This is a genomic window from Variovorax sp. YR752 (assembly GCF_943372545.1).
This window is the reverse complement of sequence record NZ_CALRZC010000047.1, coordinates 1-11,841: the sequence shown is the minus strand read 5'-3', so window position 1 is coordinate 11,841 and position 11,841 is coordinate 1. Positions and strand designations below refer to the sequence as shown.

Sequence of the window (11,841 nt, the reverse complement as noted above, 5' to 3'; positions counted from 1 at the left end):
TTTCATCGCGGGACGGCCACGCCGTGGGCCTGCCAAGGTGACCAGTTGTGTACGGCGCGGCCGCCTGTCTACTCCGGCCGCGCGTAGCGCTTCGCCCGCAGGTTCTTCTTGATCTCCTGCAGCATCGGCCGCAGCTCGCCGGGCAGGCGCAGCGCCACCGCCGTGGTCAGGATGTCGATCACCATCAGGTGCAGCAGGCGCGACACCATCGGGCTGTAGCGGTCGTAGTCCTCGGGGTGGTCGACGGCGAGCAGGATCTGCGCCGCGCCGCCCTGGCCCATCTGCGCGAGCGGCGAGCCGCTGGCGCTGATGACGATGGTGGTGGCGCCCTTGCGGCGCGCGATCTCGGCGACGTCGATCAGGTCGCGGCTGCGCCCCGAGTTGCTGATGATCACCGCGCAGTCGCCCGGCTCGAGCATGGTCGCACTCATCACCTGCACATGGCCGTCGCTCACCGCGGCCGCGTGCACGCCGAGGCGGAAGAACTTGTGCTGCGCGTCCTGCGCGACGATGCCGGAGTTGCCGACGCCGTAGAACTCGATGCGCTTGCCGTTCCTGCCGGCTTCCGTCAGCGCGATGATGGCGCGCTCGAAGGCATGGCTGGCGGCATCGTTGCGGTACTTGAGCAGCGCGCTGACCGCGTTGTCGATCACCTTGACGATGATGTCGGCGGTCTTGTCGTCCTCGTCGACCGCACGGTGCACGAAGGGCACGCCCTCGTTGACGCTGCCGGCCAGCTTGCGCTTGAAGTCGGCCAGGCCGTCATAGCCGACGCTGCGGCAGAAGCGCACCACCGTCGGCTTGCTGACGTGCGAGCGCTCGGCCAGCTCGGCCACCGGCAGAGTCGCGAAGCTGCGCGGGTCGCTCAGCAGCAGCTTGGCCACACGCTGCTCGGCCGGCGGCAGGGCCGGGATCGAAGCCTTGATGCGGTCGAGCATCACCGGCTCACGCGGGCCGCAGCGCCGGGCCGCTCCCAAGCAAGGCCCGATCCCCTCGGGGGATCGATGCGTGTACCCACGCGGCGAGGGGCCCTCACTGCTCTTCGGCCCAGGCGAAGCCGTCCCGGGCCACCAGCGCGCTCGCCGCCGCGGGGCCCCAGGTGCCGGCGGCGTAGGGCCGCGGGCCGGTGCTGTCGCGCGACCAGGCGTTGAGGATGGGCTCGACCCAGCGCCAGGCCTGCTCCTGCTCGTCGCTGCGCACGAACAGGTTCAGCTTGCCGGCGATCGCGTCGAGCAGCAGGCGTTCGTAGCCGCCGACGCGGTTCTCCGCGAAGGCCTTGTCGAAGTCGAGATCGAGGAACACCGGCGCCAGCGCGTCGCTCTGCCCCGAGCCCTTGGCGGCCAGCAGGTGCAGCTCCAGGCCGTCTTCCGGCTGCAGCTTGATGACCAGCTTGTTCGGCTGGTTCAGCCCCGGAAAGATGCTGTGCGGCGTGGGCCTGAAGTTGACGACGATCTGCGCGTCGCGCGCCGCCAGGCGCTTGCCGGTGCGCAGATAGAAGGGCACGCCGGCCCAGCGCCAGTTCTGGATCTCGGTGCGCAGCGCGACGAAGGTCTCGGTGGCGCTGCCCGCCGGCACCTTGATCTCGTCGAGATAGGCCGTCGCGGGGCTGCCATCGCAGTTGCCGGCGCGGTACTGGCCACGGATCACGTCGCGTGCCACGCTCTCGTCGGTGAAGGGCTTGAGCGAGCGCAGCACCTTGAGCTTCTCGTCGCGGATCGCATCGGCGTCGTTGCGGCTGGGCGGCTCCATCGCCACCATGGTCAGCAACTGCAGCGCGTGGTTCTGGATCATGTCGCGCAAGGCGCCGGTGCGGTCGTAGAAGTCGCCGCGCGTGCCCACGCCGATGCTCTCGGCCAGCGTGATCTGGATGTTGGCAATGCTCTCGCGCCGCCACAGCGGCTCGAACAGCGCGTTGCCGAAGCGCAGCGCCATCAGGTTCTGCACCGCCGCCTTGCCGAGGTAGTGGTCGATGCGCAGCGCCTGGTCTTCGCGGAAGGCGCCGCGCACCACGCGGTTGATCTCCAGCGCGCTGGCCAGGTCGTGGCCGAGTGGCTTCTCCAGCACCACGCGCACCTTCGGCCCGTTCAGGCCGACGTTGCCGAGCTGCTCGACGATCTGCGGGAACAGGTGCGGACTGGTGGCCAGGAACAGCACCACCGTGTCGGCGTCGCGCGACCCGATCCAGTCCTTCAGCCCGGCATAGTGCTCGGGCAGCGAGAGGTCCATGCGGCGGTAGTGCAGCAGCTCGGCGAAGCGGGCGAACTCCTCGTCGCTCGGGCGCTTGGCGCTCTCCACCTCGACGAAGCGTTCCTTGATGAAGTGGCGGTAGTCGTCGTCGCTGCGCTCGTCACGCGCCACCGACAGGATGCGGCCGCCGGACGGCAGCTTGCCGTGGCGGAAGGCCTGGAACAGCGCGGGCATCAGCTTGCGCCAGGTGAGGTCGCCGGTGCCGCCGAAGAAGACGAGGTCGAAGGACATGTCGATGGGCCCGGTGTCGACCGGGATGTAACTTTGTTTCTGCTTGGATGATGCATGAGTTTCTTTTTGGGGTCAATGCAAGCCCAGTGTTTGCGGCAAGCCCGTCCTGTAGTTACGGCCCAGAGGGTTCCGGACGCGCTCCAACGACGCTGGTTGCAGCTTCTTGGGGAAACCACTAGCCATTGGTGCAAAGAAGTACAGACACCTGTCCCGAAAGTATCAACGAGCGAAACGGGTGGGGCCTAAATTTCCGCTGCCGTCGTGACCGCCGTCACCGGGATTCGAACCACACCAAGGAGACAAGACCATGAAGCTGAAGGCTTCCCTTTCGCTGATCTTCGGCCTGAGCGCGGCGGTCGCCGCGTCGGCCGGCGATCTCGTCATCGCCACCGTCAACAACGGCCACATGATCGAGATGCAGAAGCTCACGCCGCACTTCGAGAAGGCCAATCCCGGCGTCAAGGTCAAGTGGGTCACGCTGGAGGAAGGCACGCTGCGTTCGCGCGTCACCACCGACATCGCCACCAAGGGCGGCCAGTTCGACGTGATGACCATCGGCATGTACGAGACGCCGATCTGGGGCAAGAAGGGCTGGCTCAACGAACTGAAGATGGACGCTGCCTACGACGTCGACGACCTGCTGCCGGCGATGCGCAACGGCCTGTCGGTCGACGGCAAGCTGTACGCCGCGCCCTTCTACGGCGAGAGCTCGATGCTGATGTACCGCAAGGACCTGACTGACAAGGCCGGCATCAAGTTCGCCGAACGCCCGACCTGGAACGAGGTGCGCGATGCCGCCGCCAAGATCCACGACCCGAAGAACGGCGTCTACGGCATCTGCCTGCGCGGCAAGCCGGGCTGGGGCGACAACATGGCCTTCCTGTCGACGATGGCCAACAGCTTCGGCGCGCAGTGGTTCGACATGTCGTGGAAGCCGCAGCTCGAGAGCAAGCCCTGGAAGGACGCCGTCACCTTCTACGTCGACCTGCTGAAGAACTACGGCCCGCCCGGCTCGAGCGCGAACAGCTTCAACGAGATCCTGGCGCTGTACAACGAAGGCAAGTGCGGCATGTGGATCGACGCGACCATCGCCGCCTCCTTCATCACCGACCCGAAGCAGAGCAAGGTGGCCGACAAGGTGGCCTTCGCGCAGGGCCCGCAGGCGGTGACCACCAAGGGCGCCAACTGGCTGTGGGCCTGGGCGCTGGGCATCCCGGCCAGCACCAAGAACGCCGCCGACGCGCAGAAGTTCATCGCCTGGGCGACCTCGAAGGACTACATCAACCTGGTCGCCAAGGAGAAGGGCTGGGCGGCGGTGCCGACCGGCACGCGCAAGTCGACCTACGCGAACCCCGAGTTCACGAAGGCCGCCAAGTTCGCCGCAGCCGAGAAGGCGGCGATCGACAGCGCCAACCCGAACGACAGCACGCTGCCCAAGAGCCCCTACGTGGGCGTGCAGTTCGCGGCCATCCCGGAGTTCCAGGCGATAGGCATCGCGGTGGGCCAGCAGATGAGCGCGGCACTGGCCGGCAAGGTCACGGTCGATGCGGCGCTGAAGGCCTCGCAGGCCGCGGCGGACCGCGAGATGCGCAAGGGCGGGTATTACAAGTAGCCCCCCCGAAGCGCCTGCGGCGCTCCCCCCCAGGGGGGCGCCGCCAGCGGCCCGGCAGAGCCGGTTCCGCGGCGACTGCTTGATCTGCGAGGACTCGCGATGAACAGACTCTTGCCCCGCGCGCTGATGGCGCCTGCGGTGGTCACGCTCTTCCTGTGGATGATCGTGCCGCTGGTGATGACGATCTACTTCTCGGTCGTCCGCTACAACCTGATGCAGCCAGGCCCGAAGGACTTCCTCGGCCTGGCGAACTTCGAGTACTTCGTCACCGACCCCGACTTCGGTCCCTCGGTCATGAACACGCTGATGCTGCTCGGCTCGGTGATCGCCATCACCGTGATCCTCGGCGTGGCGCTGGCGCTGCTGGTCAACGAGAGCTTCCCGGGCCGCGGCATCGTGCGCGTGCTGCTGATCTCGCCCTTCTTCGTGATGCCCACGGCCAACGCGCTGCTGTGGAAGCACATGATGATGAATCCGGTCTACGGCGTGCTCGCGCAGGTCTCGCTGTTCTTCGGCATGGCGCCGATGGACTGGCTGACCGACCACCCGCTGTTCGCGGTGATCCTGATGGTGTCGTGGCAGTGGCTGCCATTCGCCTGCCTGATCTTCATCACCTCGCTGCAGTCGCTCGACCGCGACCAGATGGAAGCCGCCGGCATGGACGGCGCCAACGCGCTGCAGAAGTTCTGGTTCCTCACCCTGCCGCACCTGGGCCGGCCGATCGCCGTCGTCGTGATGATCGAGATGATCTTCCTGATGAGCGTGTTCGCCGAGATCTTCACCACCACCGGCGGCGGGCCGGGCAACGAGAGCACCAACGTCGCCTTCCTGATCTTCAAGCAGGCGCTGATGAACTTCGACGTCGGCGTGGCTTCGGCCGGCGCCCTGTTCGCCGTCGTTCTCGCCAACATCGCCGCGGTGTTCCTGATCCGCATGATCGGCAAGAACCTCGACTGAGGACGACACCATGAAGAACCTCGCCCTGATCCTGCGCACCGTGGTCGCCTGGTCGGTCACGCTGCTGATCGTCTTCCCGCTGATCTGGCTGGTGCTGACCGCCTTCAAGACCGAGCAGCAGGCCATCGCCATCCCGCCGCAGCTCTTCTTCACGCCGACGATGGAGAGCTTCCACGAGGTCGACGAACGCAGCGACTACTTCCTGTTCGCGAAGAACTCCGTCATCACCAGCGTCGTGTCGACCCTGCTGGGCCTGCTGATCGCCGCGCCGGCGGCCTACTCGATGGCCTTCTTCCGCACGAAGCGCACGCGCGACATCCTGATGTGGATGCTGTCGACGAAGATGATGCCCGCGGTGGGCGCCCTGGTGCCGATCTACGTGATGGCGCAGACCGCCGGCATGCTGGATACGCTGACCGGGTTGATCATCGTCTTCACGCTGTCCAACCTGCCGATCATGGTGTGGATGCTGTACTCGGGCTTCAAGGACATCCCGCCCGACATCCTCGAAGCGGCGCGCATGGACGGCGCCAGCATCTGGGGCGAGTTCCTGCACGTGATCCGCCCGCTGGCAATGGGCACGCTGGCCTCGACCGGCCTGCTGTGCCTGGTGCTGAGCTGGAACGAGGCGTTCTGGTCCTTGAACCTGAGCTCGGCCAAGGCCGGCACGCTGGCCACGCTGATCGCCTCGTACTCCAGCCCCGAGGGCCTGTTCTGGGCCAAGTTGTCGGCCGCCTCGCTGATGGCCATCGCGCCCATCGTCGTGGTCGGCTGGTTCAGCCAGAAGCAACTGGTCCAGGGCCTGACCTTCGGCGCGGTCAAGTAAGGAACACGGGAGACACACCATGGCCTACCTCGAACTCAAGGGCGTCGAGAAGTTCTTCGGCAGCCATCGCGCCATCAAGGGCGTGAACCTGCAGATCCAGAAGGGCGAGTTCGTCGTCTTCGTCGGGCCCTCGGGTTGCGGCAAGTCGACGCTGCTACGCATGATCGCCGGGCTGACCGAGATCGACGGCGGCACGATCGAGCTCGACGGGCGCGACATCACCAAGCTGTCGTCGTCCAAGCGCGACCTGGCGATGGTGTTCCAGAGCTACGCGCTCTACCCGCACATGAGCGTGTTCGACAACATGTCCTTCGCGCTGCGGCTGGCCAACGTCGACAAGGCGGTGATCAAGGAGAAGGTCGGCCGCGCCGCCGAGATCCTCAACCTCACCCAGTACCTCGAGCGCACGCCGAAGGAACTGTCCGGCGGCCAGCGCCAGCGTGTGGCGATCGGCCGCGCGATCGTGCGTGCGCCCAAGGTGTTCCTGTTCGACGAGCCGCTGTCCAACCTCGATGCCGCGCTGCGTGGCCAGACGCGGGTGGAGATCGCCAAGCTGCACCGCGACCTCGGTGCGACGACGATCTACGTGACGCACGACCAGGTCGAGGCGATGACGCTGGCCGACCGCGTGGTCGTGCTGCGCGACGGCGCGATCGAGCAGGTCGGCTCGCCGCTGGAGCTGTACGACAGGCCGGCCAACCAGTTCGTCGCCCAGTTCATCGGCACGCCGCAGATGAACGTGATCGACACCGCCAGGCTGCCCGGCCTGCGCGAGGTGGTCGGCGCGGCGAACGCGCCGGACGGCTTCATCGGCGTGCGGCCGGAGAATGTGCTGGTGCGCGCCGCCGGTGCCGGCAAGCTCAGCGGGCGTGTCGAGCTGATCGAGCAACTCGGCGCCGACACCTTGATCTACACCCACGTGGGCAACGGCGATGGTCGGGGCGTGCAGATCGTCGCGCGCCAGTCCGAGCGCACCCAGCTGCACCCGGGCGACCCGGTCGGGCTGGACATCGCGCCGGCCTCCTTCCACCTGTTCGACCGCCAGGGCCACACCGTCGCCGCCCAGGCCGGGAGGACGTGACCGTGGCCGGGTCACTTCAAGGGCAGGTGGCCGCCATCACCGGCGCGGCCTCCGGCATCGGCCTGGCCAGCGCCGAGGCGATGCTGGCCGCCGGCGCTCGCGTCGTGCTGATCGATCGTGATGCGCAGCGGCTCGCCGCGGTGTGCGAGCGGCTCGGCGAACATGCGCTGCCGCTGGTGCTGGACCTGCTCGACCCGGCGGCCTGCAAGACGCTGCTGCCGCGCGTTCTGGCGCTGGCCGGCCGGCTCGACGTCTTCCACGCCAATGCCGGGCTGTACGTTGGCGGTGACCTGGTCGATGCCGACGTCGACGCGATCGACCGCATGCTCCACCTCAACGTCAACGTCGTGATGAAGAACGTTCACGACGTGCTGCCGCACATGATCGCGCGAGGCTGCGGCGACATCATCGTCACCAGTTCGCTCGCCGCGCACTACCCGACGCCCTGGGAGCCGGTCTATGCCGCCTCCAAGTGGGCGATCGACTGCTTCGTGCAGACCGTGCGGCGCCAGGTTTTCAAGCACGGCATCCGCGTCGGTGCGATCTCGCCCGGCCCGGTGATCACCGCGTTGCTGTCCGACTGGCCGGCCGAGAAGCTGAAGGAGGCACGCGAGTCCGGCAGCCTGATCGAGGCCAGCGAGGTCGCCCAGGTGGTGATGTTCATGCTGACCCGCCCGCGCGGCATGACGATCCGCGACGTGGTCATGCTGCCCACCCACTTCGACCTCTAGGCGAGAAGCGATGAACACGATGCTGCACCTGGGCCTGGGTTCGTTCCACCGTGCCCATCAGGCCGTCTACCTGCACGAGCTGATCAAGAGCGGCGACACGTCCTGGACGCTGGCCGGCGGCAACACCCGAGCCGACATGGCCGAGACGATGGCGGCGCTGGCGGCGCAGGGCGGTGCCTACATGCTCGAGACGATCTCGCCGGCCGGCGAACACCGCTACGAACGCATCGCCTCGATCCGCCAGGTGATTCCCTACAGCGCCGACCTGGCCGGGCTGATCGCCGAGGGCGCGAAGGCGTCGACGAAGATCATCTCGTTCACCGTCACCGAGGCGGGCTACTACCTCGACGCGAAGAACCGGCTCGACCTGAACTTCGCCGACCTGGCCGCCGATCTGCAGGCCGCGAAGGCAGGGCGCCCCGGCAGCACGATCTACGCCGCGCTCACCGCCATCCTGCGCGCACGCATGGACAGCGGCGCCGGGCCGGTGACGCTGCTGAACTGCGACAACCTGCGCCACAACGGCGAGCGCTCGCGCAGCGGCCTGCTGCAGTTCGTCGAACTGCTCGGCGACACCGGGCTGCGCGACTGGATCGAGGCCAACACGACCAGCCCGAACGCCATGGTCGACCGCATCACGCCACGCCCGACGCCGGATGTTCGAGCACGTGTGCTCTCCGCCACCGGCGTCGACGACCCCGCCGCGCTGATGGGCGAGAGCTTCATCCAGTGGGTGATCGAGGACCGCTTCGCCGCCGGCCGACCGGCCTGGGAGACCGTCGGCGTGGAGATGGTGGCTTCAGTCGACCCTTACGAAGAAGCCAAGATACGCCTGCTCAACGCCACGCACAGCTGCATCGCCTGGGCCGGCACGCTGGCCGGGTACCTCTACATCCACGAAGGCACGCACGACGCCGAGATCCGCAAGCTCGCGTTCGACTACGTCACCGACGACACCATTCCCTGCCTGACTCCCAGCCCGATCGACCTGGCCGCCTACCGCGACATCGTGCTCGACCGCTTCAGCAACCCGGCCATCCGCGACACCAACCAGCGCGTGGCGATGGACGGCTACAGCAAGATCCCCGGTTTCATCGTGCCGACCCTTCGCGAGCGGCTGGCGGCGAACGCCTCGATCGCCAGCGTGGCGATGCTGCCGGCGCTGTTCCTTGCCTACCTGCAGCGCTGGCACCGCGGGCAGATCCCGTATGTCTACCAGGACCAGGCGATGGACCCGGCCGCGGCGCACGCCATCTGCGAAGCCGCCGACCCCGTGGCCGCCTTCGCCGCGGACAGGGTATTGTTCGGAACGCTGGCCGGCGAGGAGCGCCTGGTGACCGCGCTGCACGACGCGAGTGCACGCGTGGCCGACTTCGTGCGCCGGCGCAGCCCCTGATGGCGACGCCAATTCGACGAACTCGCGACGATTCCGAAAGACCCCGATGGCCCTGCAGCGCACCCGCAGCCCGGAGCTGGAGCACGACGTCGGCCGCACGCCGAACCTCGGCTACGAACCGGCCGGCACCTACGGCTTCGTGCGTTTCCTCGAACACGGCTTCCCGAACCCGCTGGTGCGCTGGCACTACCACGAGGAGTACGAGCTGCACCTGATCGTGGAGACACGCGGCAAGGTGTTCGTCGGCGACTACATCGGCCACTTCGAGCCCGGCCACCTGGTGCTGACCGGTCCGCGCCTGCCGCACAACTGGATCTCGACCGACGTGCCGGAGGGCGGCGTGGCGCTGCGCGACATGGTGCTGCAGTTCGGCGATGCGCCGCTGCGCCAGGCGGCCGCGATGATCCCGGAGCTGGCCGAAGCCCTGCCGCTGCTCGAACGCGCCCGCCACGGCGTGGAGTTCTTCGGCCTGAGCGCGACGGCGCGCGAGCACATCGAGCGCGTGCGCGAGGCGCACGGGCTGCAGCGGCTGGCCGAGTTCGCCGCGCTGCTCGACCAGCTGGTGCGCTGCAACGACTACCGGCTGCTGTCCACCGTGCAGCTGCAGAGCTTCGACGACGAGGCCGCACTGGCGCGCATCAGCGGCATCGTCGACTTCCTCACCGAGCACTACGCCGAGAACTTCTCGATGGCCGACCTGTGCGCGCGGCTGGGCATGACGGAGAGCAGTTTCTCGCGCTACTTCCGCCGCGCCACCGGCAACAGCTACACCGACTTCGTCAACCGGCTGCGCATCAACAAGGCCTGCCAGCTGCTGATGGAGACCGACCGCTACATCACCAACGTCTGCTACGACGTCGGCTTCAACAACGTGGCCAACTTCAACCGCCGCTTCCTGCAGATCAAGGGCATGACGCCCAAGGAGTTCCGCCGCCAGGCCGAAGCGCGCTTCGGCGCCGGTGCCTGAGTGCACGCCGCGGTTTCCTTGCGGTTACGGCCGGCGGGCGGGTTCTAATAGGCGCTCCGGCGCCCGCCGGGCCACGCCCTCCGCCATGAACCAGCTCGATCAGCTCAAGCAGCACACCATCGTCGTCGCCGACACCGGCAACTTCAAGCAGCTCGCACAGTTCGCGCCGCGCGACGCGACCACCAACCCTTCGCTCATCCTCAAGGCGGTGCAGCAGCCCGACTACGCGCCGCTGCTGGCCGAGACGGTGGCGGCGCACAAGGGCCAGCCGCTGGAGGAGATCGTCGACCACGTGCTGGTGCGCTTCGGCCGCGAGATCCTCAAGGTGGTGCCGGGGCGCGTCTCGACCGAGGTCGACGCACGCCTGAGCTTCGACACCGCCGCCACGGTGGCGCGCGCGCGCCGCATCACGGCGATGTACGAAGACGCCGGCATCGGCCGCGAGCGGGTGCTGATCAAGATCGCGTCCACCTGGGAGGGCATCCAGGCGGCGCGCATCCTCGAGCACGAGCGCATCCACTGCAACCTGACGCTGCTGTTCTCGTTCTGCCAGGCGGTGGCCTGCGGTGAGGCCGGTGTGCGGCTGATCTCGCCCTTCGTCGGCCGCATCTACGACTGGCACAGGAAGTCGGCCGGAAGTTCGTGGGACGAAGCCGCGAATGCGGGTGCCAACGACCCCGGCGTGAAGTCGGTGGCGCAGATCTACACCTACTACAAGAAGTTCGGTGTCGACACCGAGGTGATGGGGGCGAGCTTCCGCAACGTCGGCCAGATCGTCGCGCTGGCCGGCTGCGACCTGCTGACCATCAGCCCCGAGCTGCTGGCGCAGCTGCAGGGCAGCGAGGCGCCTGTCCAGCGCGCCCTCGACCCGGCAGCCGCGGCCAAGGCCGCCGTGCATGCGGCGACCTTCAACGAAGCCAGCTTCCGCTGGGCACTCAACGAGGATGCGATGGCCACCGAGAAGCTGGCCGAGGGCATCCGTGCCTTCGCGGCCGACGCGGTGAAGCTGGACCGGATGATCGAGGGGATGTGATGGACACACCACGCTGTGATCGGACCGAAGCCTGGGCTGCGCTCGCCGGCCACTACGAGGCCCATGGCCGCGACTTCGACGTCCGCGAGGCCTTCGCGCGTGACGCTGGGCGCTTCGCCGCGCTGAGCGTCGAGGCGCCGGAAGTCTTCGCCGACCTGTCGAAGAACCGCGTCGACACCGCGACGCTGAAGTTCCTGCTCGACCTGGCGCGCGAATGCCGGCTCGAAGAGCGGCGTGACGCGATGCTCGCCGGCGAACCGATCAACCACACCGAAGGCCGCGCCGTGCTGCACACCGCGCTGCGTGCGCCGGCCGGGCAGGGCGCGCACAGTGCCGAGGTGCACGGCGTGCTCGACGCCATGCTCGCCTGGGCCGAGACGGTGCGCGACACCGCGACCAGCGGCATCCGCCACGTCGTCAACATCGGCATCGGCGGCAGCGATCTCGGGCCGCAGATGGTGGTGCCGGCGCTGGACGCATTTGTGCACCCGGGCCTCCAGTTCCACTTCGTCGCCAACGTCGACGGCCACGACATCACGCCGGTGCTGCGCGGGCTGAAGCCGGCCGAGACGCTGTTCATCATCGCCAGCAAGACCTTCACGACGCAGGAGACGATGGCCAACGCGCATGTGGCGCGGGCCTGGTTCCTCGCGAACTCGGGAAGCGAGGGCGGCGCCGACATATCGAAGCACTTCGCCGCCACCACCACCAACGTGAAGGCGGCGGCCGAGTTCGGCATCAGCACCACCTTCGGCTTCTG

At 67.8% G+C, this 11,841-nt stretch carries 10 protein-coding genes and 1 pseudogene; 9 read left to right on the top strand and 2 right to left on the bottom strand.

Going from position 1 to position 11,841, the window contains the following annotated elements; all coding sequences use genetic code 11:
• Positions 1-68 precede the first annotated feature (68 nt).
• Both AAG801_RS13610 and zwf read right to left on the bottom strand, forming a co-directional pair.
• Positions 69-938, bottom strand: coding sequence for a MurR/RpiR family transcriptional regulator (locus AAG801_RS13610; RefSeq protein ID WP_341888853.1), 870 nt, complete (start codon positions 936-938; stop codon positions 69-71).
• 94 nt (positions 939-1,032) lie between these two features.
• A complete protein-coding gene (gene zwf / locus AAG801_RS13605; protein WP_341888852.1) occupies positions 1,033-2,478 on the bottom strand; it encodes a glucose-6-phosphate dehydrogenase in 1,446 nt (481 codons plus the stop codon).
• Positions 2,479-2,785: 307 nt separating this feature from the next.
• On the opposite strand from zwf, the gene AAG801_RS13600 reads away from it, so the two are divergent.
• The 9 genes and pseudogenes from AAG801_RS13600 to AAG801_RS13560 form a co-directional block, all read left to right on the top strand.
• Positions 2,786-4,090, top strand: a complete 1,305-nt coding sequence (locus AAG801_RS13600) for a sugar ABC transporter substrate-binding protein (RefSeq protein WP_341888851.1) — start codon at positions 2,786-2,788, stop codon at positions 4,088-4,090.
• A gap of 99 nt (positions 4,091-4,189) precedes the next feature.
• Complete coding sequence (locus AAG801_RS13595) at positions 4,190-5,047, top strand: sugar ABC transporter permease (RefSeq protein ID WP_341888850.1); 858 nt, start codon at positions 4,190-4,192, stop codon at positions 5,045-5,047.
• A gap of 10 nt (positions 5,048-5,057) precedes the next feature.
• Positions 5,058-5,873 (top strand): carbohydrate ABC transporter permease, encoded by an 816-nt coding sequence (locus AAG801_RS13590; protein WP_341888849.1) that lies wholly within the window; start codon positions 5,058-5,060, stop codon positions 5,871-5,873.
• 19 nt (positions 5,874-5,892) lie between these two features.
• Entirely contained in the window at positions 5,893-6,954 is a 1,062-nt protein-coding gene (locus AAG801_RS13585) for an ABC transporter ATP-binding protein (RefSeq protein WP_341888848.1), read from the top strand.
• A 2-nt stretch (positions 6,955-6,956) separates the two neighbouring features.
• Complete coding sequence (locus AAG801_RS13580; protein WP_341888847.1) at positions 6,957-7,685, top strand: SDR family oxidoreductase; 729 nt, start codon at positions 6,957-6,959, stop codon at positions 7,683-7,685.
• 10 nt (positions 7,686-7,695) lie between these two features.
• On the top strand, positions 7,696-9,081 hold the full coding sequence (dalD, locus tag AAG801_RS13575) for a D-arabinitol 4-dehydrogenase (protein WP_341888846.1): 1,386 nt from the start codon (positions 7,696-7,698) through the stop codon (positions 9,079-9,081).
• 46 nt (positions 9,082-9,127) lie between these two features.
• The gene (locus AAG801_RS13570) at positions 9,128-10,048 is read left to right on the top strand and encodes an AraC family transcriptional regulator (protein ID WP_341888845.1); all 921 of its coding nucleotides are present in this window, start codon (positions 9,128-9,130) and stop codon (positions 10,046-10,048) included.
• An 85-nt stretch (positions 10,049-10,133) separates the two neighbouring features.
• Positions 10,134-11,081: a transaldolase gene (gene tal / locus AAG801_RS13565; protein ID WP_341888844.1), complete on the top strand. Its 948-nt coding sequence runs from the start codon at positions 10,134-10,136 to the stop codon at positions 11,079-11,081.
• Positions 11,081-11,841, top strand: a pseudogene (locus AAG801_RS13560) (glucose-6-phosphate isomerase); the annotation flags it as partial. The gene tal and the pseudogene AAG801_RS13560, both read left to right, overlap by 1 nt.